Source organism: Massilia terrae (assembly GCF_024753145.1).
GTDB lineage: Bacteria > Pseudomonadota > Gammaproteobacteria > Burkholderiales > Burkholderiaceae_D > Telluria > Telluria terrae.
This window is the reverse complement of record NZ_JANUGU010000004.1, coordinates 322,801-343,294: the sequence shown is the minus strand read 5'-3', so window position 1 is coordinate 343,294 and position 20,494 is coordinate 322,801. Positions and strand designations below refer to the sequence as shown.

The window sequence follows — 20,494 nt, the reverse complement described above, 5'->3', positions numbered from 1 at the left end:
TGGCGCGGTGCGGTGGCGCGGTGCGGCCCCGGCTGGGGAATCGCACCGGGCCAGGAGCGCCCGCCTAGTGCGCGATCATTCCATTGGACAGATTGACACGGTCGCCGGCGCGGAAGTCGGGCGTGCTTTCTTGCGTGACCACCCGCGTGCTGCCGTCGTCCATGCGCAGGGTGACGCGGTAGACGCGGTCGCCGCCGGCCGACATGCCGGTGGCGCCGGTGCTGCTGCTGCCGGTGGACCCGGTCACGCCGCTTTCGGTTTCGGCGGTGCTGCCCTGGCGCGGTACGACGTCGACCGACACCACCGTTGCGTTCGGGCTGATGGAGGCCACCGCGGCGCTTTGCGAGCGGTCCTGGCTGCCGGAGCCCATGGCCGCGGCGCCGGCCTCGCCCATGCTGGCGGTGCTGCTGCCCGAGGTGCCGCTGGTGCCGGAACTGCCGCTTTGCTGGTCGTAGCCGCCCGAGCCGCCGGACTGCGAAGTGCCCGAGGTGCCCGTGGCCCCCGGGCTGCCGCTGCTGCCGGTGCCGGAACCACCGGAGGTCCAGCCGCGCATGGTGCTACACGCGGACAATGCCAGAACCAGCATGCCCGCCAGGGCCAAGTTGTGGGAGGTGTGCTTCATGATCGACTCCTTGGTGTCTGGAATGGTTGCAGAGTTTGGTGACGGTGCCGCGTGCCCCGCTTAGTAAGAGGCTGCAGCGATCTCTGCGTTCCAGTTGCCGAAGAGTTGACCTGAGCCAGATCAAGCCTGGCGCCGGCGCGGGAATTCCGGCCGGGATGGGTGGTCAGCGTTGCGCGGGGGCGCCGCTTTTCGGCATCACCGCGTAGAGCACGGCACTGGTCACGATCGCTGCGGCGCAATCGACCATCCAGTCATGCACGTCCGACCCGCGATAGGGAAAGAAGCTCTGCACGTACTCGTCGCCGGCGCCCATCAGCGCCACCGCCAGCACGGCCTTGGCGGCGCGCACCGCCGGGCTGCCGGCGCTGCCGGTGAACCACAGGAAGGCGAGCACCGCGTAGGCGATGGAATGCAGCACCAGCCCGGAGGCGACATGGCCGATTTCGGCCCGCGCGCCCGGTATCGATCCGGCAACGAGGATCGTCAGGTACATCAGGATCGCGCAGGCGCGGCGCACGGTACTTAGTTTGGGATCAAGGACGAGAGTCGACAGCAGTGCAGGCATGGGGCGGACGTTCACAACTGAAAACAACCACCATACCACGCACCGCACCGGCACGCGCACACGCATGAATTGCCGAGCCGCGGCCCGGGCCAGCTCAAGGCGTCAGCGCCGGCTTGCCGTTGGCGTAATGGGCGTCGAAGCAGCTGTCGCAGTCCGAGCACAGCAGGTGGGCGATGCGCACGCGCGCCTGGCGCAGCACCAGCTTGAGGTGCTGCTTGCACTTGGGGCAGACTTCGCGCACGTGGCCGAAGGTGATCAGGTTGAGGGGAACGCCTTCGTCCTGGCCTTGGTCGACGACGGCATCGGGATTGAGTTCGCTCAGAACCAGCCGCTCGCCCAGGCCGTGGTGGCGGCGGGCGGGCGGATTGTCGCGCGGACGCGGCATTGTGTCGGGCACTTGGTGTACGGTCATCGGTCCAGCTCCCTAGTGTGTTTTCCGGCGTCCGGCGCGATGCAAAAACGCGGGACGCAAGATTCATCATAGCGAATACTGAGCTGCCTTCAAGCATGCTCGACGGTTTTATTTTTCTGGCTTGCTGCTAGGAAAAAGATCTGAGCGGATAAAAAAATGCCCGCCTGGAACGGGGCGGGCACAACCCAAGATCGGGCCAAGAGACGCGAGAATTCAGTTGGTGTGCCGAGCATGGACAGGGCACACCTGGCTGCGATCGGGCATATCGGTTGCTCGTACCGCAGATGAATCCAGTATAGGCGTCGAATATGACGACAGAATGACTTCGCTCAAGCGTTTATCGATCGCTGCCGGGAACGTATCCGGCTCCACCGTGTCGCGCCGTCGGGGTGTGGCGCAAGCTATCAACATTATCAGTATTACAAGTTGTCAAAAAGGCACAGGATGTCTCCTCCAGTCGCAATGGAGGAAGGGCTTGCCTCCCTGAACAAGCCCGCAATCAGGGGAGACTGATATGCATACACTCGGAACTTATCTGGTGAACGGTGAATGCGGCAACGAAGGCGTTGCCGGCGCACCGATGCTGACTTTTTCGCTGTTGGTTGTTTCCGGCTCCGGCAAGGTGTCCGGCCATGCAATGATCACCCAGGCCATCGCGCCGCCGCACGGCGAGAAAATCATCAATAACGTTACCGGCCAGATCCATGCCGCCGGCTACGGCCCGGTCACCAAGCTGGTCGCCCTGGAAGGCACCTACTTCGAAACCCTGCAGCCGCCGGCCATCGGCACCCTGGAAGTGCCGTTCACGGCCCACTTCGCCATCGACGACGCCTGGAACGGCCGCGGCGGCTTCGAATGCGGCAACAGCCGCGCCGAGAACGTCCCGGTGAAGACCGTGGCGCGTTGAAGCAAAAAAAAGCCCGCTGTTTGGCGGGCTTAAACTATTTTCTTGGAGGAGAATAGTGGAGACAGGTGAGATTATGCTGCGGCGCAAAATATATGTCTAATTTCGTTTTCCGATATCAGACATGCGTTTTTCGTATATCACTGTCGAACCCGCTTTTCTCCCCGCTTATTCCCTGACCGGCACCGTGTAGTTGAGCGCCATGCGGCCGCCGTCCGCGTACAGCGTCTGGCCGGTGATGTAGGAGGCGTCGTCGCTGGCCAGGAAGGCGGCGATGGAGGCCACTTCTTCCGGTTCCCCGCAACGCCCCAGCGGCGTGCGCGACAGGATGGTGTGGCGCGCCTCCGGGCTGCCCAGCACGGCCTTTTTGGCCAGCTCCGTCAGGATGGTGCCAGGTCCAATCGCGTTGACGCGGATGCCGTACTGCGCCAGGGCGATCGATGCGACCCGCGTCAGCTGGTTCACGCCACCCTTGGACACCACGTAGGGAATCTGGTTCGGAATCGTCAGCTCGGCGTTCACGCTGGACATATTGATGATGCAGCCGCGCTGGCGCTTGACCATTTCCCTGGCCACGGCCTGGCTGCACAGGAACATCGATTTCAGGTTGATGCGCAGCACCCGGTCGAAGTCGTCCTCCGTCAGGTCGAGGAAATCGGCGGCGTGGGTGACGCCGGCATTGTTGACCAGGATGTCGATCTGGCCGAAGGCGGCCAGGGTCTCGGCGACCAGCGCGTCGACGTCGGCTTTCTGGCTCACGTCGGCACAAAAGAAGCGCGCGGCCTCGCCCAGCGTCTCGGCGGCGGCGCGGCCTTCGTGCTCGCGCACGTCGGCCAGCATCACGCGCGCACCTTCGCGCAGCAGGCGCTGTGCGCAAGCCAGGCCGATGCCCTGGCTGGCCCCGGTGACGATGGCGACTTGGTTTGCTAATCTCATTGGAATCTCTTGAAAGCGCTTACAGGATGACGGGATCGTCCGGCAGTTCGTTGGGGCGCGCGCCGTTCGACGGGAAATGTTCATGCAGCAGGGCGTTGACCTGGGCGATGGCGGCCAAGGTGCTGTCGTGGAATTCGCCGCGCGCGTAGCCGGCGGTGAGGGTATCGCAGACGCCGCGCCAGGTGGCGGGATCGATCTTGCGGTCGATGCCGCGGTCGGCCACGATCTCCACCTTGCGGTCAGCCAGGTTCACGTACAGCAGCACGCCGCAGTTTTCTTCCGTGTCCCACATGCCATAGTCGGCGAACAAGGACAGCGCGCGCTGGCGGGCGCTCATGCCGCCCCAGGCCGCATCCAGCGGCATGGCGCGCTCGACGATCAGGCGGACTTCGCCGCGGTGGGTTTGTTCGCCCGCCGTGATCGCGTCTGCGATGGCGTGCAGCGTTTCCGGCGGAAACGCGCGGCGCGCCGCCGCCGTGCCGCTGCGGGCGTGGCGCAGTGTGCGCTGCAGTCGATGTCCGAGTGCCATCACCAGTCTCCCGAGGCGCCGCCGCCGTCGAAGGAACCGCCGCCGCCGGAGAAGCCGCCGCCGGAGGACCCGCCGCCGCCGAAGCCGCCGCCGCCAAATCCACCACCACCGAAACCGCCGCGCCGGCTCGCTTCGCTCAGGATATTTCCGAGGATGAAGCCGGCCGCGCCGCTTTCCCAGTTGCTGTGTTGGCCGCCGGGCGTGAGCGGCGGCCCGCCGCGGCGCCGGAACAAGGTCATGACGATCACGAAGACGATGAAGATAAAAGGAATCAGGCCGAACAGGTTGACGCCTACATCGCCCTGCTGCTGCGGCTGCTTGGCCTGCGGCGCCGGGAATTGCTCCTGGTTCAGCAGCGTCGCGATCGCGCCGACGCCGGCGACCAGCCCTTCGTAATAATGCTCCTGCCGGAAGTAGGGCGCGATCACGTCTTGCAGGATGCGTTTCGATTGCGCATCGGTCAGCACGCCCTGGACGCCGCGTCCGGCTTCGATGCGCAGGCGCCGCAGCGCCTTCGGATTGTCGCGCGCCACCATCAGCAGCACGCCGTCGTCGACGCCCTTGCGCCCGAGCTTCCAGGCATCGGTGACGCGGATGCTATACTGCTCGATGGCCTCCGGCTCGGTCGACTTGACCAGCAGCACCACGATCTGGCTGCCGGTCTTGCTCTCGTAATCGGCCAGTACGTCTTCCAGGCGCTGGCGCTGGCTGGCGTCGAGCATGCCGGCCTGGTCGACCACGCGCCCCGTCAGCTCGGGCACCGGCTTGAGCTGGGCCTGCGCCGGCGCCGCCAGCGCGAACGCCAGGACCAGGCAGCACAGGTAGCGCAGCAGCTTCATCTGTTTACTTGCCGAAGTCGACTTTGGGGGCGGTGGAAATCGCGTGCTCGTTCTCGACCGTGAACGAAGGCTTGGGCTGGTAGCCGAAGATCTTCGCCGTGATATTGGTCGGGAAACTGCGCACGGTCACGTTGTAGTCCTGCACCGCCGCGATATAGCGCTGGCGGGCGACGGTGATGCGGTTCTCGGTGCCTTCCAGCTGCGATTGCAGGTCGCGGAAACTGGTGTCGGCCTTCAGGTTCGGATAATTCTCCGACACCGCCATGAGACGCGAGAGGGCGTTGGAGAGTTCGCCCTGCACTTGCTGGAACTTGGCGAACGCGGCCGGGTCGTTCAGCACCGCGGGCGTAATCTGGAAGCTGGTGGCGGCGGCGCGCGCCTTGGTGACCGCTTCCAGCGTCGACTGTTCGTGCGTGGCATAGCCTTTGACCGTGTTGACCAGGTTCGGGATCAGGTCGGAACGGCGCTGGTATTGGTTCACCACTTCGCTCCACGCGGCCTTGGTGGCCTCGTCCTTGGATTGGAATTCGTTATAGCCACATCCGGACAGCAAGGTTGAAGCGAGCATGGCGGCGGCGAGCAGGCGGAACCAGCGCGAGAACAGGGCAGAGGTCATGATGTTTGGGAGGCAAGGTTGTTGAATGACCAAAATATACCCGAAAACAGAAAGGTGGCGCACAGCCGCCGGTTACAATGGCGGGGTTTGCAGAATCAGAAAGGAATGCCATGAACTTCATCGACAAGCTGTCGGCCGCGTGGGCGAGCAACAATTCGCTGCTGTGCGTCGGCCTCGACCCCGACCTGTCGCGCTTCCCGCCGCAGCTGCGCGGGCAGCCGGATGGCATCTTTCAGTTCTGCAAGGCGATCGTCGACGCCACCGCCGACCTGGCCTGCGCCTTCAAGCCGCAGATCGCCTACTTCGCGGCGCTGGGGGCCGAGGCGCAGCTGGAGGCGGTGTGCCGCTATATCCGCGAGACCTATCCGCACATCCCGCTGGTACTGGACGCCAAGCGCGGCGACATCGGCGCCACCGCGCACCAGTACGCGCGCGAGGCCTACGACCGCTACGGCGCGGATGCGGTGACGGTCAATCCCTACATGGGCTCGGATTCGGTCGATCCCTACATGGACTGGGCCGACCGCGGCGTGATCGTGCTGTGCCGCACTTCGAATGCGGGCGGATCGGATTTGCAGTTCCTGCAGGTGGACGGCGAGCCGCTGTACCAGCGCGTGGCGCGGCTGGTGGCGGACAAGTGGAACCGCAATGGCCAGTCGGCGCTGGTGGTGGGCGCGACCTTCCCGCAAGAGCTGGCCCAGGTGCGGGCGCTGGTGGGCGACATGCCGCTGCTGGTGCCGGGGATCGGCGCGCAGGGCGGCGATATCGAGGCGACCGTGAAGGCGGGGCGCACGGCGGCGGGGACGGGCATGATGATCAATTCATCGCGTGCGATCCTGTACGCGACCCAGCAAGAGGGCGAGGATTTCGCGGCCGCCGCGCGGCGCGTGGCGATGGAGACGCGGGACGAGATCAATCGCTATCGTTGATCGCACCCCAGGGCATTATTAAGAAAGAACGTCGTTCCCGCGAACGCGGGAACCCCATTTTCCCAGCAGACCACTAGCGCAAAAGGTGGTGGCTACGTTGGCAAAATGGGGTTCCCGCTTTTGCGGGAACGACGTTCTCTTTTATAAGAGGCTCGCTTTTATAACGACGTTCTCTTTTCTTTCGGCCTTAGCGCCGCTCCGGCGCAATCGACTCGGCGTAATCGTACAGGGCACCAAGGATTTCCTCCCCGCGTTCGTCCGCCGTCTCCGACAGCAGGTCGATCTCGCCCATCAACTGTTCGATCGTGCGCGCCCCGCCGACGCCTTCGTACAAGCGCGCCACGCGGTGTTCTTCCCACTGCGTCATTTCCTGCTCAGACAGGGTCTGCGGGAAGTTGCGTGCGCGGTAGCGGAACAGCAGTTCGCCCAGCCGCGGGTCGTCGAACGATGGCCGCAGCTGCGCCAGCCGCTCCGGCGATTCCGCGCGCAGCGATTCCAGCTTGCGCCGGTCGCCGTTGCCGACGAAGCCGCCATACAAATCCTCATCCAGATCCGCGGGTTCCGCGCGCGGACGCTGGAACACCTGCGCCCACACCTCCGCCATCTGCGGCCCGCGCGCCGCCAGCGCCGCATTGGCCAGCCCTTGCTCGATATCGATGCCCCAGTGCGCCGCCTGCGCCGCGCTCAGGGTCTTGAGGTTGGCCACCAGCATTGGCGACTTGTTGATGTGCACGCTCTTGATCGGCAGCCGGGTCACGCCTTCCGGCAAGTCGGCGCTGCGCGTGAACATGCGCAGCCGGATCGTGTCCACGTCCAGCCCGAACAGCTCGGTCGGGTCATAGCAGCAATCCCACACCAGGATCTCGTTCTTGTTGGTCGGATGCTGTGCCAGCGGCCACACCAGCGCCAGGCAGCCGCGCTCGGCCGGGAACATGCCGGACACGTGCAGGAAGGGCTGGCGCTGGGCCGGTTCCAGGTGCAGGCCCATTTCCTGCGCGACCTTGTCCTTGTTGCGCAGGCTGAGGCAGAACTCGAACAGCCGCGGCTGCTTCTCGCGGATCAGGCGCGCCATCGCGATGGTCGCGCGCACGTCGGACAGCGCATCGTGCGCGGCTTCGTGCACCAGGCCGTTGGCGCGGGTCAGGTGCTCCAGCTTGAAGCTGGCCTTGCCCTCATCGTTGCGCGGCCATTCGATACCCTCGGGGCGCAGCGCGTAAGTCATGCGCACCACGTCCAGCAGGTCCCAGCGCCCGCAGTTGTTTTGCCACTCGCGCGCGTACGGATCGATCAGGTTGCGCCAGAACAGGTGGCGCGTGATCTCGTCGTCGAAGCGGATGGTGTTGTAGCCGACGCCGATCGTGCCCGGCTGGCTGAAGGCTTCGCAGATGGTCGCCGCGAACTGGTGCTCCGGCACGCCCCATTCCAGGCATTGCTGCGGCGTGATGCCAGTGATCAGGCATGACTGCGGATCGGGCAGGTAGTCCGGCGCCGGCTGGCAGTACAGCATGATCGGGTCGCCGATTTCCTTGAGTTCGGCGTCGGTGCGGATGGCGGCGAACTGGGCCGGCCGGTCGCGCCGCGTGACCGCGCCGAAGGTTTCGTAGTCGTGCCAGAGAAAGGTATGGTTGCTCATAAGGTTCGCATCTTGCCACGCAGCTTGGGCGGGGGCAGGGGATAGATCAATCGGCCGCCGCGTCGCTCACAGCGAAATCGTGTCGCGCCCGGCTTCCTTGGCGCGGTACAGCGCGGCATCGGCGGCCTCGACCAGCGCATCGTCGCTCAGGCCCGGCTCGAGCGAGGCGATGCCGAACGAGCCGGTGATGTGCGGCAGCGGCAGGCGCATGTCGTCGAACACGACGGTCTCGCGGATGCGCTTGCACAGGCGGTCGGCCACGCTGATGGCGATCTTGTTGGTGGTTTCCGGCAGCACCACCATCATTTCCTCGCCGCCGTAGCGCACCGCATAGTCGGTGGGGCGCAGGGCGTTGCGGATCACGTTGGCGGCGGCGCACAGGGCGCTGTCGCCAGCCGCGTGGCCGTGGGTGTCATTGAACTTCTTGAAATGGTCGAGGTCAATCATCACGAGCGACAGCGCGCGGCCGTCCTGGCGGGCGCGGCCGACCAATTTGGTCAGCATCTCGTTCAACCATGCGCGGTTGTACAGGCCGGTCAGCGGGTCATTCAGCGACAGCTGGCGGTAGAACTCGCCCAGCTTCTGGCGCCGGCGCAGCAAGGCGTTGGCGGCGCGCACGCGGAAGGACAGCAGGCGCAGCAGGTTGCGCGGCAGTACGCTGGATTCTTCGATCAGTTGCCACACCAGCTTGTGTTCAATGATGAGCAGCTCGCTGTCGTCGGTGGCGGTGATGCGCGACAGGTTGGGCGCCTCGTCCAGCACCGATTGCTCGCCCACGCTTTCGCCGGGGTGGATCATGGTGACGGTGCTGTCGTGGATGCCGACCGGAACGTCGGATTCCACCGCCAGCGCGCCGGACAGTACGATGTACAGCCGAGCAAGGAAGGGATCGGACACCAGCCCGCCTTTGGCAACGCGCACGACCTCGCAACCGGCAAGCGCCGCGACGACGCCCGGTTCATTGGATTCGCTGAACAGCTGCAGGTCGCGGATCGTGTAGCGGGAGGCACCAAACGTGCCGATCGGTTCCAAAGTTCTTCCCCAGTATTGCCTATAGCTGAACATCATACCTGATCAGGAGGGCCCGGCGCTTGCTGGCGTTTTATAAACAACAGTGTTCCAATAGCATCATGCAAGTACCTACTCATCGCCTCACGGATGCGCTCGGCCGCGTTCACCAAGCCGCGCCGGACGCGCGCATCGTCTCCCTGGTCCCCTCGATCACCGAATTGCTGTGCGAGCTGGGCCTCGCCGCCAAGCTGGTGGGCCGCACCGGCTTTTGCATCCACCCACGCGACATCGTTGCCGAGATCCCGAAGGTTGGCGGCACCAAGAGTGTGAATATCGACAAGATCCGCAAGCTGGCGCCGACCCATCTCGTGGTCAATATCGACGAGAACGAGAAGCCGACGGTGGACGAGCTGGCCGAGTTCGTGCCGAACATCGTGGTCACACATCCGCTGGCGCCGCGCGACAACCTTGGGCTGGCGCGGCTGATGGGCGGAATCTTCGGCGCCGAAGAGGCGGCCGAGCGCTGGTGCGCCGCGTTCGAAAGCAAGTATGCCGCGCTGCGCGCGTCAAAGCTGGGGCCGGCGCGGACGGTGCTTTACTGCATCTGGAAGGACCCGTGGATGAGCGTGTCGGCCGATACCTATATCGGTGCGATGCTGGCCGAGCTTGGCTGGAAGCTGCCGCGGTTGGCGCAGGACGACACGCGTTATCCGCGCTTTGCCTGGTCGGACGAGCTGGTGGCGGGGCTGGATGCGGTGTTGCTGTCGACCGAGCCTTATCGATTCACCGAAGAGCATGTGGATGCGCTCGAGCGGCAGATCGGGATTCCGGTGTTCCTGGTCGATGGGGAAATGATGTCGTGGTATGGGAGCAGGGCGCTGGCGGGGTTGCGCTATTTGCGGGAGCTGCGGGGAATGGTGGACGGCACCAAACAATCTCTACCTTAGTCGCCGTCGTCCCCGCGAAAGCGGGGACCCCATTTCCTATGGGTGCTGAGAACGCGAGCAGTACTGGTCTGCGGGGGAAATGGGGTTACCTTTTAAACGTTAGCAGTAAGATGACAATCACGAACTGCTAAGGTTCTTGTACGCCTCCGCCTCCACCGGCGGCGGTTCGTGCATTTTCTTGGCATTCAGCCGGCCCAGTGCGCTGTCGAGCGCTCGCTGCAGCTTGTTGCCGGCATTGGCGATGGCCTGGTGCAACTCGGCCGCATGGTCATGCACGACCACCGGCTCGTAGCCGGTCACGCGTGCTTCCATCATGCAGTGATTGCCGCCATCCGCGCGCTTCTGCTGGTTCTCGTTACTCAGGTGCACATCCACGCGCCGGATGTGCTCGCCGAATCTTCCGACCGCGTTTTCGACTTCGCTACGCACGTACTCGTCCAGGCCCTGGTGCCTGGTCTTGAAGCTGTTGTCAGTGTTGACGCTGATATCCATAAGATCACTCCTTTCGCGGTAACCGTCAGTGTGATCTTACGCCTTTCCCGCGCGTTTACGCGCGTCACTGGTTCAACATTCCCGCCGCGATATTGATGGACAGCCCGAGAATGGCCAGGTTGAAGAAGAATGACAGCACCGATTGCCCCAGTGCCAGCTTGCGCATCGGGCGGCTCTGCACCACCACGTCCGAGGTCTGGGCGGCGACCGCGATGGTGAAGGAAAAGTAGAGAAAGTCCCAGTAATCCGGCGTGTTCATGTCGGCCGGGAACTGCAGCGGACGGACGCGCTCGTCCGACTGGTAATACATGTGGGCGTAATGGAAGCAGAACAGCATGCCCACCACCAGCCATGACCCCAGCACGGTGAGCGCGGTGAAGGCATAGCGCAGCGGACGCTGGTCCGGCTTGAGGTGGGGAATGTCGCCCAGTTCCACGATGATGGCCGACATGCTCAGGACCGCGCACAGCACCAGGGCGACCAGGACGATGCCCGCGTTCTCGTCCTGCTTGTCGGCGATCTCGCGCACGCGGCGGTGGTCCGCATGCATGACCAACCACATCATCGTGATCAGGTACAGCCACACGGCTGCATTCCAGCCGAGCAGGGCGCGCGTCAGCGGCGATTCGAAGCTGGGCACCACCAGCCCGACCAGGATCCCGCAACCGATCGCGAGCGACAGGTGGGGACGCGAGCTGATGAATTGGTACCCGAGCTGGTTCTTACCGTGGTTCATGGAAGTGGCTGGAATGTTATCGGCCAGCCATTATTCCACATCGCTCAGGAAGCGCGCGCCGCTTCTTCTTTCTCGTGATGCGGGAAGCGGTCCATCTTCGACAGGACCGGGAACAACATCGACCAGATGCCGGTGACGGCCAGGGTGGCGGCGCCGCCGAGCAGGATCGCGCGCACCAGGCCGAACCAGCCGGCGGTGAGGCCGGACTCGAACTCGCCCAGCTCGTTGGATGCGCCGATGAACACCGAGTTGACGGCGGACACGCGGCCGCGGATTGCGTCTGGCGTTTCGTACTGCACCAGCAGGTGGCGCACGTAGACGCTGATCATGTCGCCGGCGCCGAGGACGGCGAGCGCGACGAGGGCCACCACGAAGCTGCTGGTCCAGCCGAGCACCATCGTGGCCACGCCGAACGCGGCCACGCCGCCGAACATCCAGACGCCGACGCGGCGGCGGATCGGGAAGAAGGCCAGCGCCACCGAGCACAGCGCCGCACCGGCTCCGGGCGCGGTACGCAACAGGCCGAGGCCGGTCGGGCCGGCGTGCAGCACGTCGTGGGCATAGGCGGGCAGCAGGGCGGTCGCGCCGCCGAACAGCACCGCGAACAGGTCCAGCGAAATCGCGCCCAGCACGATCGGGCGCGACCAGACGAAGCGCAGCCCCTCCAGCAGGGTGTTCCAGCTGACCGGGTTCTTGTTCATGGCCTGCGGCGCGCTCTTGGTGACGCCCATCAGGATGACGGCCAGCACCAGCAGCACCGACGAGGTCGCATACACGGCGGCCGCACCGAAGATGTACAGCACGCCGCCCAGCACCGGGCCGGCGATCACGGCCACGTGGAAGCTCGACGAGCTGAGCGCGACCGCTTCACTGAAGTCTTCATTGGGCACGATGTTGCGCAGCACCGCTTGTGAGGCCGGCATCATGAAGGCGCGCGCGCTGCCGAAGACGACGAGGATTGCGAACACGACGCCCACTGCTGAACTTCCGCTGAAGGTGAACATCAAAAGGAGCAGTGCGCACAGCAGCTGGGCGGCCTGGCACAGCTGGACGATGGTGCGGCGGTTATGGGTATCGGCAACGTGGCCGGCCCACAGGATCAGCAGCAGGAAAGGCGCGAACTGCGCCAGGCCGATCAGGCCGAGGTCGAACAGGCTGCCGGTAAGCTGGTACACCTGCCAGCCCACCGCCACGCTTTGCATCTGCACGGCAATCGTGCCGAGGAAACGGGAGGACAGGTATAACGAGAGATTGCGGTTGCGAAGGACGCCCAGGCCGCGGGACGACATGACTGACATAGATGCTTTCAAGACAATTGTTGGCGAACGCCAAAGGGTATTGTGCCTGAAAAGCGTGGGGGAAATCTGTACCTACGCTGGGATGGTGAGTAGCCCGAAGCGCTTGCCATAAAAGAGAACGTCGTTCCCGCGCAGGCGGGAACCCCATTTTTAAACCGACCACTAGCGCTTATTTCCGTGGCCACGCTGGCAAAACGGGGCCCCCGCTTTCGCGGGAACGACGGTCTGTATGAAGCGAGTGCTGCTTATTTCACAAACCGCACCGCAAACTTATCGTCCGGCTTGTCCTTCATCTCCCAAAACGGTTGCTCGCGCGGATCGGACGGTGCGCGCAGGTAGTCGCTCTTGGCGTCGACCTTGAAGCCGGCCTTGGTCACTTCGTCGATCACGCTGGTTTCGTCGATGCGGTGCAGGGTCTTGGTGTCGCTCAGCCCATGCCCGGCCTTGGCCGAGTTGTCGATCACGACGTACTTGCCGCCCGGCTTGAGCGCGTCGTAGATGCGCTTGTTCATCGCATTACGGTCAGCCGGCGTGTTGACCACGTCGTGGTAGTTCATGTTGATCACCACCAGGTCGAGCGGCGGCGTGCCTTTCGCGACCGGGTTGTCCATCGGCGTGACCACGGCGTGCAGGTTCGACTGCTTGCCCGATGCGATGCGCGCCTGCAGCTTGGGCGACTCCTTCTGCCCCTGCGCCCATACTTCGCCGTCCGGGCCCACCGCCGCCGCCAGCAACGCCGAGCTGGTGCCGCCGCCGGCGTCCAGGTCCATGACCTTCATGCCCGGCTTGGCTTCGACGAAGGCCAGGAACTCGGCCGGCTTGCGCTTGGCGTCGCTCTTGCGGTCGTCGTCGGTGCGCGCCGGGCTGTTGATGGCGCTCTGGTACTGGGATTGCGGCGATGCTTCGGCGGCCACGTGGCCGAAGACGGCGCAAGCGGCGAGGGCGAGCACGGCTTGTGCGAGTCGATGTTTTTGCATGTTGAGTGACCCTTCCAATGAGATTGATCGGCGCGCGGCCAGCGCTCGCGCGACTGCATAACATACCTGAAACCGTTATCAGAAGCACCAACATTCGCGTACATACGCCAATGTCCTCCCAAAATCGCAGAGAATGGGGGATGGGAGGAAGCAAGAGTATGCAGCAAGTAATGGCAGAGGATCGCCGGATTCAAACTGGACAGGGAAGCGTGCTGGCGCGCCGCTGGCACCTTGCCGATGGCGACGCGGCGCTGCCGCCGATCCTGCTATTCCACGATTCGCTGGGCAGCATCGGCCTGTGGCGCAATTTTCCGGAAGCCCTTGCGCGCGCGACCGGGCGCGAGGTGATTGCCTACGACCGGCTCGGCTTTGGCGAGTCGGATGCGCGCACGGAAACGCTCGACGCCGATTTCATCCGCACCGAAGCCGAGCACATCGTGCCGCTGCTGTGCAACGCGCTGGGCATCGACCGCTTTGTCGCCTTCGGCCACAGCGTGGGCGGCGGCATGGCGGTGCACTGCGCGGCCCTGCATCCGTCGCGCTGCGTGGCGCTGGTGACGGAGTCGGCCCAGGCTTTCGTCGAGGAGCGCACGCGCGAAGGCATCCGCGAGGCGCGCGAGCTGTTCCGCGATCCCGCGCAGTTCGCCAAGCTGGAGCGCTACCACGGCGACAAGACGCGCTGGGCGCTGTCGGCGTGGATCGATACCTGGCTGTCGCCCGGGTTTGCGGGATGGTCGCTGGACGCGGTGCTGCCGCTGGTCGTGTGTCCGACCCTGGTGATCCATGGCGCCGATGACGAATACGGATCGGCCGCACATCCGCAGCGGATCGCGGCCGGGGTGAGCGGCCCGTCGTTCATGGACATCCTGCCGGGCACCCGGCACGTGCCGCACCGCGAGCAGGAAGCGTGGGTGGCCGCGCGCGTGGCCAGCTTCCTGCAACTGGTTTAAGCGACCAGGTCTTTTTCGGTGGTGAAGGCGTCGGCGTAGAACTCGTCCGCCGGCAGCTTGCACTGCTCGACGTAATCCTTGCGCGCCGCATCGACCATCACCGGCGCGCCGCAGGCATACACCTGGAAGCCGGACAGGTCCGGGAAATCCTGCATCACGGCCTGGTGGACGAAGCCGCTGCGGCCCTGCCAGTTGTCTTCGGCAAGCGCGTCGGAAATCACCGGCACGTAGCGGAAATGGGGCAGGTCGCGCGCCCACTGCTCGCACAGTTCGTGCATGTACAGGTCCTGCGGGCGGCGGCCGCCCCAGTACAGCGATACCGGACGCGTCGATTTCAAGTGGATCATGTGCTCGACCAGCGCCTTGACCGGCGCGAAGCCGGTGCCCGAGGCCAGCAGGATGATCGGCTTGTCGGTATCCTCGCGCAGGAAGAAGGTGCCGAGCGGACCTTCGAAGCGCAGGATCTCGCGTTCCTTCATCGTGCCGAACACGTGGTCGGTGAACACGCCGCCAGGCATGTGGCGGATGTGCAGCTCGAGCGGGCCTTCGAACGAGGGCGCGCAGGCGATGCTATAGGCACGGCGCTTGCCGTCCTTGAGCATGAATTCGATGTACTGGCCGGCGCGGTAGGCCAGCGCTTCGTTGGCTGGCAGTTGCAGGGTGATGATCGCGACGTCCTCGGCGGCCTTGCGGATGGTGGTCACGCGGGTCGGCATCTTGCGGATCGGGTAGTCGCTGCTGCCGGCCACTTCGCGCGCCTCGATCACCAGGTCGCCCTGCGGCACGGCGCAGCAGAACAGCGAGATGCCGCGCGCTTCCTCGTCGGCGCTCAGGGCGCGTTCCTGGTGCGCCTTATGGGTCACGGCGCCTTCGACGACCTTGCCCTTGCACGAACCGCAGGCGCCGTTCTTGCACCCGTAGGGCAGGCCGATGCCGGCGCGGATCGCGGCGCCGAGGACGGTGTCGCCCTCCTCGCAAGCGAACTGGTGGCCGCTGGGCTGGACAGTGATCTGGAACGTCATACAATCCTCAACATGAAACTGAACAATAAACACATCTTCAAACGGCCGCGCCTGCTGATCATCGGCTGCGGCGACGTCGGCATGCGCCTGCTGCCGCTGGTGCGCGCGCGTTTTCGGGTATTCGCGGTGACCAGCAATCCGGAGCGCCGCGCCGCGCTGCGGGCGGCGGGCGCGGTGCCGGTCGTTGCCGACCTGGACCGCAAGGACAGCCTGCACCGGCTGGCCGGCCTGGCGCGGCATGTGGTGCACCTGGCGCCGCCGCAGCCGGAGGGCACGCGGGATTGCCGGACACGCAATTTGACCGCCATTCTACCCGACGGGGCGCAAGTGGTTTATGTGAGCACCAGCGGCGTCTATGGCGACTGCGGCGGCGCGCTGGTCGATGAAACGCGCACCGTCGCGCCGAAGAACGCCCGGGCGCGGCGCCGCGTCGATGCCGAAACCGTGCTGCGCGCCTGGGGGCGGCGCGCGCATGGACGCGTGTCCATCTTGCGCGCGCCCGGCATCTATGGCCACGACCGGCTGCCGCTGGAACGGCTGCGCGCGGGCACGCCGGCACTGGAGGCTGGGGACGACGTCTACACCAACCACATCCACGCCGACGACCTGGCGCGGCTGGTGGCGCTGGCGCTGGTGCGCGCTCTGCCGGGGCGGGTGTACCACGCCAGCGACGACACGCGCATGAAGATGGGCGAGTATTTCGACGCCGTCGCCGATGCCGTCGGCCTGCCGCGTCCGCCCCGGCTGCCGCGTGCGCAGCTGGCGCAGGCGGTGTCACCGGCGACGCTGTCCTTCATGTCCGAATCGCGCCAGCTTGCCAATCACAGGATCAAGCGCGAACTGGGCGCGCGGCTGCGCTACCCGAGCGTCGAGGCCACGCTGCGGTCGCTGCCGGGCGTCGCCGCATGATGCGGCGCGCGCGCCACAGCGATCGCGCGTTGACGGAACACGGTTGACGAGCCTCAACCCGCCTTGGGTTGACGGTCGTATCGTGGACTTCTCGCTGTCAACAGATGGCGGCTTTTGTGGCAGGGCTGGCTATGGACCAATGCGTAACCCATCCTTCGAAAGAACAAGTGCGCGCCTACATGCTCGCGCGCGAACACGCACGGCAACCGCCCCCGCCGCCTGAGGAAGTCCGGCGCCAGCTGGGCTGGCAACTTGCCCCGCCGTCGCCTTACAGTGCCTTGGTCGGGCTCTACCTGCTGCCCGCCACTTTCAGCCACCTGGCGGCACAGTCGATGCTGGATTGGTGCATGGTGTCGCTGCGGGCGCAGTTCGGCAGGCCAGAGCGCCCCAATTGACGAGGAACAGTTCGTCCTCAGCCCTCTGAACCGTCGTCCCGGCGCCGGGACCCATAGACCATGTGAATGGCCGCAAATGACCCGCGAACGGATCAAGCTCAGCATGGGTCACGGCGGGGGCGCCGAGCCCGGAGCCGGGAGGGCGGTTCTGCTCTGCACTTTTGGTTCTCAAAAAGATGCTCCACATGTTGACGTCGCTCAAACGCCCCGTCACGCCCCGTCGCGCGTTTGAGATACATCAACATTGCCACATATTCAGAAAATTCCTAATGAGCGGTAGGACCGGGCCTACGTATGATGTTGGCTGTAGCAAGTGACGACAAGTAAATGCGAGGGGATGGGATGGGCGATTTGTCGACGTACGGAACAAAAAAATGCCGTCCAGCGGCAACTGGACGGCATGCGCTTGGAGAGCGTAAAACTAAGCGGCGATGGGTTCCGGCAGGCGTGGGCGAATCGAAAACAGATCGTCGCTTGCTACCCTTTCACCGTCCGCATTGCCAAGCCGGTCAGACGATGCGGTGTCGCCGGGACGAGCTGCGGAGTCAGCGTCCGCCGGGTCGGTTTCCGCTTGTGCGGCTGGGCCAAAACGCGTCATGTACACGGGGCCGCTGGAAGCCGCCGGGATCGACATGCCGGTGCTGATGTCAGCGCGTTTGCCGGCGGGGCTCGCCGAGAACGCGATGTCCCTGCTCGCCGCCGCGCGCTTACCGCCAGGTGCGGCCGACAACGCGATGTCGCTGCCTGCAGCCAGGCGCTTGCTACCCGGCGCGGCCGAGAACGCAATGTCGCTGCTCGCCGAAGCGTGCCTGCCGCCCGGCGCGGCCGAGAACGCGATGTCGCTGCTTGCCGACGCCTGCCCGCTACCCGGCGCGGCAGAGAATGCGATATCGCTGCTAGCCGAGGCGCGTTTGCCACCCGGCGCAGCCGAGAACGCAATGTCGCTGCTTGCCGAGGCGTGCCTGCTACCTGGAGCCGCCGAGAACGCGATGTCATTGCCCGCTGCCGTGCGCACACCCACCGGGCTCGCCGAGAACGCGATGCCCTCGGCCTTTGCCGCATAGGCGCCACCAGTCTTCGGCGCCGACACCAGCCGTCCCCCCGGGCAGGTTTCACCAAAAGCCGCTTCGTAAATCGTCCGCATGCGCTGGCCCAGGCGTTCGTGGGCAAGCATATCCTCTTCGCCGCGCAGGCCGATGTAGGGGAAGTGGTGGACGAAATAGCCGAATATTTCCTGGCAATCGAGCGCGTACTTGGTGGTGTCGAGGATGTGGTAATGCCAGAACGTGTCCACGTCCGTCCCCGGCGCGAACGTTTCGTCTGGAAACGCTTTCATCAAATACAGGTAGCGCCGGTATTCCGCTTCGACGACGTTCGCCTGCTCCAGGGTCCACCCTTCGCCGGACTCCTTGTGCATCAGCTTCACCTTGATCGGATCCAGGTCCAACTCGACAATTTCTCTGCATTTGCCATACGAGTTCATGGTCCACTCCTGCTTGAATGTTGGTGAGTACTTTTACCTGTGGCGTGAAAGACGTTTATGTGCTGACGTGAGGGCCTCCCAAAACTGTTAGGTTGCGAAACTCGGAATTATTGATGCGGGCCAACCAGACAAATTCTTGTCTACAAGTACGGCCATGCAGTTGAGTTCAATCAAGGCCCGCGCGATTTCCTAACGAAAGCTGAGGCGAAGTCCGACACCCCGAGGCGAGTCGCGTCGGAGATCTTGTAGGAATCAGTGGATCAGGCGAGGGCTTGCGGGGAGTGGTCTTCCTCCAGCGAAGGCATGGGCGGGCCGGTGTTGGCCGCATCCTGGGGCAGCGGAATGGTGACATCGATGACGGTGCCGCCCTCCGGCGGGGTGCGCACGATGAAAGTGCCGCCCAGCGCCTTGACGCGTTCTTCCATGCCGATCAGGCCGAATTTGCCGGGCGCATGCTGTCCCGGCTTGACGCCGATGCCGTTGTCGCGGATGCGCATCCGCACGCGCTCGCCTTCCATCCGCAACTCGACGCGCACCCGTGTCGCCATCGCGTGGCGCCGCACATTGCTGAGCGATTCCTGCAGGATGCGGAACAAGGCGGTGGCGCACTGGTCGTTGGCGACGATGTCGACCGCATCCTCGACCAGTTCGCAGCGGATGCTGCTGCGGCGCCGGAACTCGGAGATCTGCCAGTCCACCGCCGCGTTCAGGCCGAGATCGAGCACGTTCGGACGCAGGTCGTTGATGATCTGGCGCACGCTCTGGATCGTCGAGTCGATGTGGCCGAGGGTTTCCGCCGCGCGTGCGTGCAGGATGCGGTGGCGCTCGTGCGTGCGTGCGAACAGCATCTGCGCATCGATCCGCAATGCCAGCAGGTTTTGTCCCAGGTCGTCGTGGATTTCGCGCGCGATGCGCTTGCGTTCCATTTCCTTGATGTGTTCCGTGTGCGCCGTCAGCTGGCGCAGCTTCTGGTGCGAGGCGATCAGCTTCGCTTCGCTGTCGCGCAATTCCTGGGTCATCGCGTCGGCCAGCTCGATCGCGTGCGAGCGCGACGCGGTCAGGATCAGGTAGGGCGCGTAGAGCAGGGCGGTGGTGGTGAAACCGGTCAGCAGGGCCAGCCACGGAAACGAGGTGTCGCTGGTGCGCCGCAGCGCCTGTCTCGGCACGCTGAAGTGGGCGCTCCACTTGCGGCCGTTGAAGTCGATCGGCAACCAGACATTGAAGCGATCCGGCCGCGGCAGGGTTTTTTCCGGCCCGCCGGCCTGGTCGCCGCTGTCGTAAATCATTTGCTCCGACTTTGGTTTTGCTGGATCGACACTCTCCGCCTGGTTGAACAAGGTCAGCCGTACCGCCTTGAGCGGCATTTCGTCGAGCACGCCATGCACCAGCTGGCCGACGCTGAAGGCGATGCCGACCGAACCGAGGTAGGCGGCGCGCCGCTGTTCGATGTTCTCCAGCGGAGCGCCGGGGCGATAGACCGGCAGCCTCATCGCCAGCCCGAACAGGTGCTTCTTGCGCATGATCTCGACTGGAATCCCGGAGGCGGACAGCTTGCCGGTGTCGCGCGCGTGCCCGAGCGTTTTCAGCATCACGGGCTGGACGAACAGGTCGGTGCCGATCGAATCCAGCCATTCGTGTTCCGGCTCGACGAAGGTGACCACGGCGTATTCCGGACGCCGGCCCGCCGGAACGATCCGGAACGCGGGGCGGCCATCCCTGGCCTCCTGTTCCTGCCGGATCATGTCCGCCACATAGGCATTGCGCTCGCTGTCGCGCACGTATTGCACGTAGTTGATGGTGACGATGGCCGGGTAGTTGCGTTCGGCGTCCAGGCCCGTGACGAAACGGTGGAACTGCTCGCGGGTGAGGAATGGATCGGCGCGGAACATGCTTTCCGCGGCGCGCACCACGTTGGTGTAGGACTGGATGCGGGCGTTGATCGTGTACTGGGCCGATTGCGCCATGGCGCGGAACCGGTCCTGGTTTTCCTTGTCGATCATGCGCGCGACCGAGAAGAATGCGAGCACGCCGACCGCGAGCGCCAGCCACAGCCCCAGCACCAGGCCGGGACTGAAGTTGATGATGAAGCGGGGCCGACGGATCAGCTTCACACGGTCACCTTCGCAACGGGAACAGCCAGGGACGGCGAAGTCTCCGGCGATTGTCGATCGGTTGTTATCAAAATTACCACGAACATCCAGGATCGCTACCTATCAGCTGTCACAGGTAGTGCTGGCGAAAGGGATGCAAGGATGCGCAGACGACGAGATAAGCAAAAGAGAGAACGTC

General features: G+C 64.8%; 22 protein-coding genes. 6 read left to right on the top strand and 16 right to left on the bottom strand.

Annotated elements, in window-relative coordinates:
* Positions 1 to 64: 64 nt before the first annotated feature.
* The 3 genes from NX778_RS14520 to NX778_RS14510 all read right to left on the bottom strand — a co-directional run bounded on the left by NX778_RS14520 (position 65) and on the right by NX778_RS14510 (position 1,599).
* On the bottom strand, positions 65 to 622 hold the full coding sequence (locus NX778_RS14520; protein WP_258812465.1) for a hypothetical protein: 558 nt from the start codon (positions 620 to 622) through the stop codon (positions 65 to 67).
* 163 nt (positions 623 to 785) lie between these two features.
* Complete coding sequence (locus tag NX778_RS14515) at positions 786 to 1,187, bottom strand: VanZ family protein (RefSeq protein ID WP_258812464.1); 402 nt, start codon at positions 1,185 to 1,187, stop codon at positions 786 to 788.
* 94 nt (positions 1,188 to 1,281) lie between these two features.
* Positions 1,282 to 1,599, bottom strand: a complete 318-nt coding sequence (locus NX778_RS14510; RefSeq protein WP_258812463.1) for a hypothetical protein — start codon at positions 1,597 to 1,599, stop codon at positions 1,282 to 1,284.
* 514 nt (positions 1,600 to 2,113) lie between these two features.
* Here NX778_RS14510 and NX778_RS14505 point away from each other — a divergent pair.
* Positions 2,114 to 2,506 (top strand): DUF1842 domain-containing protein, encoded by a 393-nt coding sequence (locus NX778_RS14505; protein WP_258812462.1) that lies wholly within the window; start codon positions 2,114 to 2,116, stop codon positions 2,504 to 2,506.
* 165 nt (positions 2,507 to 2,671) lie between these two features.
* Here the strand turns inward: NX778_RS14505 and NX778_RS14500 are convergent, their stop codons facing one another.
* The 4 genes from NX778_RS14500 to NX778_RS14485 are packed head-to-tail and all read right to left on the bottom strand — an operon-like array spanning position 2,672 to position 5,423.
* Positions 2,672 to 3,439: an SDR family NAD(P)-dependent oxidoreductase gene (locus NX778_RS14500; RefSeq protein ID WP_258812461.1), complete on the bottom strand. Its 768-nt coding sequence runs from the start codon at positions 3,437 to 3,439 to the stop codon at positions 2,672 to 2,674.
* 19 nt (positions 3,440 to 3,458) lie between these two features.
* Entirely contained in the window at positions 3,459 to 3,968 is a 510-nt protein-coding gene (locus tag NX778_RS14495) for a TPM domain-containing protein (protein WP_258812460.1), read from the bottom strand.
* Positions 3,968 to 4,807, bottom strand: coding sequence for a TPM domain-containing protein (locus NX778_RS14490; protein ID WP_258812459.1), 840 nt, complete (start codon positions 4,805 to 4,807; stop codon positions 3,968 to 3,970). Before NX778_RS14490 ends, NX778_RS14495 begins: the two co-directional genes overlap by 1 nt.
* A gap of 4 nt (positions 4,808 to 4,811) precedes the next feature.
* Positions 4,812 to 5,423 carry a LemA family protein gene (locus NX778_RS14485; protein ID WP_258812458.1) on the bottom strand — a complete coding sequence of 204 codons (612 nt, stop codon included), beginning with the start codon at positions 5,421 to 5,423 and terminating at the stop codon, positions 4,812 to 4,814.
* A gap of 110 nt (positions 5,424 to 5,533) precedes the next feature.
* On the opposite strand from NX778_RS14485, the gene pyrF reads away from it, so the two are divergent.
* Positions 5,534 to 6,352, top strand: coding sequence for an orotidine-5'-phosphate decarboxylase (pyrF, locus tag NX778_RS14480; RefSeq protein ID WP_258812457.1), 819 nt, complete (start codon positions 5,534 to 5,536; stop codon positions 6,350 to 6,352).
* 187 nt (positions 6,353 to 6,539) lie between these two features.
* Here the strand turns inward: pyrF and sbcB are convergent, their stop codons facing one another.
* On the bottom strand, positions 6,540 to 7,985 hold the full coding sequence (sbcB, locus tag NX778_RS14475; RefSeq protein WP_258812456.1) for an exodeoxyribonuclease I: 1,446 nt from the start codon (positions 7,983 to 7,985) through the stop codon (positions 6,540 to 6,542).
* 66 nt (positions 7,986 to 8,051) lie between these two features.
* Positions 8,052 to 9,017: a GGDEF domain-containing protein gene (locus NX778_RS14470; RefSeq protein ID WP_258812455.1), complete on the bottom strand. Its 966-nt coding sequence runs from the start codon at positions 9,015 to 9,017 to the stop codon at positions 8,052 to 8,054.
* Between the two features lie 98 nt (positions 9,018 to 9,115).
* Between NX778_RS14470 and NX778_RS14465 the strand changes: the two genes are divergently transcribed.
* Positions 9,116 to 9,943: a helical backbone metal receptor gene (locus NX778_RS14465; RefSeq protein WP_258812454.1), complete on the top strand. Its 828-nt coding sequence runs from the start codon at positions 9,116 to 9,118 to the stop codon at positions 9,941 to 9,943.
* A 117-nt stretch (positions 9,944 to 10,060) separates the two neighbouring features.
* Here the strand turns inward: NX778_RS14465 and NX778_RS14460 are convergent, their stop codons facing one another.
* From NX778_RS14460 to NX778_RS14445, 4 genes are all read right to left on the bottom strand, one after another.
* Positions 10,061 to 10,435: an HPF/RaiA family ribosome-associated protein gene (locus tag NX778_RS14460; RefSeq protein WP_258812453.1), complete on the bottom strand. Its 375-nt coding sequence runs from the start codon at positions 10,433 to 10,435 to the stop codon at positions 10,061 to 10,063.
* A 64-nt stretch (positions 10,436 to 10,499) separates the two neighbouring features.
* Entirely contained in the window at positions 10,500 to 11,171 is a 672-nt protein-coding gene (locus tag NX778_RS14455) for a DUF1345 domain-containing protein (RefSeq protein WP_258812452.1), read from the bottom strand.
* A 44-nt stretch (positions 11,172 to 11,215) separates the two neighbouring features.
* Positions 11,216 to 12,469: an MFS transporter gene (locus NX778_RS14450; RefSeq protein ID WP_258812451.1), complete on the bottom strand. Its 1,254-nt coding sequence runs from the start codon at positions 12,467 to 12,469 to the stop codon at positions 11,216 to 11,218.
* A gap of 245 nt (positions 12,470 to 12,714) precedes the next feature.
* Entirely contained in the window at positions 12,715 to 13,446 is a 732-nt protein-coding gene (locus tag NX778_RS14445) for a class I SAM-dependent methyltransferase (protein WP_258812450.1), read from the bottom strand.
* A gap of 170 nt (positions 13,447 to 13,616) precedes the next feature.
* Here NX778_RS14445 and NX778_RS14440 point away from each other — a divergent pair, with 170 nt between their 5' ends.
* The gene (locus tag NX778_RS14440) at positions 13,617 to 14,396 is read left to right on the top strand and encodes an alpha/beta fold hydrolase (protein ID WP_258812449.1); all 780 of its coding nucleotides are present in this window, start codon (positions 13,617 to 13,619) and stop codon (positions 14,394 to 14,396) included.
* Here NX778_RS14440 and NX778_RS14435 read toward each other — a convergent pair.
* Positions 14,393 to 15,418, bottom strand: a complete 1,026-nt coding sequence (locus NX778_RS14435) for a CDP-6-deoxy-delta-3,4-glucoseen reductase (protein WP_258812448.1) — start codon at positions 15,416 to 15,418, stop codon at positions 14,393 to 14,395. The two genes, NX778_RS14440 and NX778_RS14435, sit on opposite strands and share 4 nt — an antisense overlap.
* Positions 15,419 to 15,430: 12 nt before the next feature.
* Here NX778_RS14435 and NX778_RS14430 point away from each other — a divergent pair, with 12 nt between their 5' ends.
* Both NX778_RS14430 and NX778_RS14425 read left to right on the top strand, forming a co-directional pair.
* Positions 15,431 to 16,327 (top strand): SDR family oxidoreductase, encoded by an 897-nt coding sequence (locus NX778_RS14430; protein WP_258812447.1) that lies wholly within the window; start codon positions 15,431 to 15,433, stop codon positions 16,325 to 16,327.
* Between the two features lie 131 nt (positions 16,328 to 16,458).
* Positions 16,459 to 16,722 carry a hypothetical protein gene (locus tag NX778_RS14425; protein ID WP_258812446.1) on the top strand — a complete coding sequence of 88 codons (264 nt, stop codon included), beginning with the start codon at positions 16,459 to 16,461 and terminating at the stop codon, positions 16,720 to 16,722.
* A 421-nt stretch (positions 16,723 to 17,143) separates the two neighbouring features.
* Here NX778_RS14425 and NX778_RS14420 read toward each other — a convergent pair whose 3' ends face one another.
* Both NX778_RS14420 and NX778_RS14415 read right to left on the bottom strand, forming a co-directional pair.
* Positions 17,144 to 18,205, bottom strand: a complete 1,062-nt coding sequence (locus NX778_RS14420) for a UCP032817 domain-containing protein (RefSeq protein ID WP_258812445.1) — start codon at positions 18,203 to 18,205, stop codon at positions 17,144 to 17,146.
* A gap of 260 nt (positions 18,206 to 18,465) precedes the next feature.
* Complete coding sequence (locus tag NX778_RS14415) at positions 18,466 to 20,316, bottom strand: CHASE domain-containing protein (protein ID WP_258812444.1); 1,851 nt, start codon at positions 20,314 to 20,316, stop codon at positions 18,466 to 18,468.
* Between the last annotated feature and the right edge of the window lie 178 nt (positions 20,317 to 20,494).

What these genes read in the sequence shown, in the direction of transcription:
- NX778_RS14520 (WP_258812465.1), bottom strand. Translation starts at nt 622, where the DNA reads ATGAAGCACACCTCCCACAACTTGGCCCTGGCGGGCATGCTGGTTCTG.
- NX778_RS14515 (WP_258812464.1), bottom strand. Translation starts at nt 1,187, where the DNA reads ATGCCTGCACTGCTGTCGACTCTCGTCCTTGATCCCAAACTAAGTACC.
- NX778_RS14510 (WP_258812463.1), bottom strand. Translation starts at nt 1,599, where the DNA reads ATGACCGTACACCAAGTGCCCGACACAATGCCGCGTCCGCGCGACAAT.
- NX778_RS14505 (WP_258812462.1), top strand. Translation starts at nt 2,114, where the DNA reads ATGCATACACTCGGAACTTATCTGGTGAACGGTGAATGCGGCAACGAA.
- NX778_RS14500 (WP_258812461.1), bottom strand. Translation starts at nt 3,439, where the DNA reads ATGAGATTAGCAAACCAAGTCGCCATCGTCACCGGGGCCAGCCAGGGC.
- NX778_RS14495 (WP_258812460.1), bottom strand. Translation starts at nt 3,968, where the DNA reads ATGGCACTCGGACATCGACTGCAGCGCACACTGCGCCACGCCCGCAGC.
- NX778_RS14490 (WP_258812459.1), bottom strand. Translation starts at nt 4,807, where the DNA reads ATGAAGCTGCTGCGCTACCTGTGCTGCCTGGTCCTGGCGTTCGCGCTG.
- NX778_RS14485 (WP_258812458.1), bottom strand. Translation starts at nt 5,423, where the DNA reads ATGACCTCTGCCCTGTTCTCGCGCTGGTTCCGCCTGCTCGCCGCCGCC.
- pyrF (WP_258812457.1), top strand. Translation starts at nt 5,534, where the DNA reads ATGAACTTCATCGACAAGCTGTCGGCCGCGTGGGCGAGCAACAATTCG.
- sbcB (WP_258812456.1), bottom strand. Translation starts at nt 7,985, where the DNA reads ATGAGCAACCATACCTTTCTCTGGCACGACTACGAAACCTTCGGCGCG.
- NX778_RS14465 (WP_258812454.1), top strand. Translation starts at nt 9,116, where the DNA reads ATGCAAGTACCTACTCATCGCCTCACGGATGCGCTCGGCCGCGTTCAC.
- NX778_RS14460 (WP_258812453.1), bottom strand. Translation starts at nt 10,435, where the DNA reads ATGGATATCAGCGTCAACACTGACAACAGCTTCAAGACCAGGCACCAG.
- NX778_RS14455 (WP_258812452.1), bottom strand. Translation starts at nt 11,171, where the DNA reads ATGAACCACGGTAAGAACCAGCTCGGGTACCAATTCATCAGCTCGCGT.
- NX778_RS14450 (WP_258812451.1), bottom strand. Translation starts at nt 12,469, where the DNA reads ATGTCAGTCATGTCGTCCCGCGGCCTGGGCGTCCTTCGCAACCGCAAT.
- NX778_RS14445 (WP_258812450.1), bottom strand. Translation starts at nt 13,446, where the DNA reads ATGCAAAAACATCGACTCGCACAAGCCGTGCTCGCCCTCGCCGCTTGC.
- NX778_RS14440 (WP_258812449.1), top strand. Translation starts at nt 13,617, where the DNA reads ATGGCAGAGGATCGCCGGATTCAAACTGGACAGGGAAGCGTGCTGGCG.
- NX778_RS14435 (WP_258812448.1), bottom strand. Translation starts at nt 15,418, where the DNA reads ATGACGTTCCAGATCACTGTCCAGCCCAGCGGCCACCAGTTCGCTTGC.
- NX778_RS14430 (WP_258812447.1), top strand. Translation starts at nt 15,431, where the DNA reads ATGAAACTGAACAATAAACACATCTTCAAACGGCCGCGCCTGCTGATC.
- NX778_RS14425 (WP_258812446.1), top strand. Translation starts at nt 16,459, where the DNA reads ATGGACCAATGCGTAACCCATCCTTCGAAAGAACAAGTGCGCGCCTAC.
- NX778_RS14420 (WP_258812445.1), bottom strand. Translation starts at nt 18,205, where the DNA reads ATGAACTCGTATGGCAAATGCAGAGAAATTGTCGAGTTGGACCTGGAT.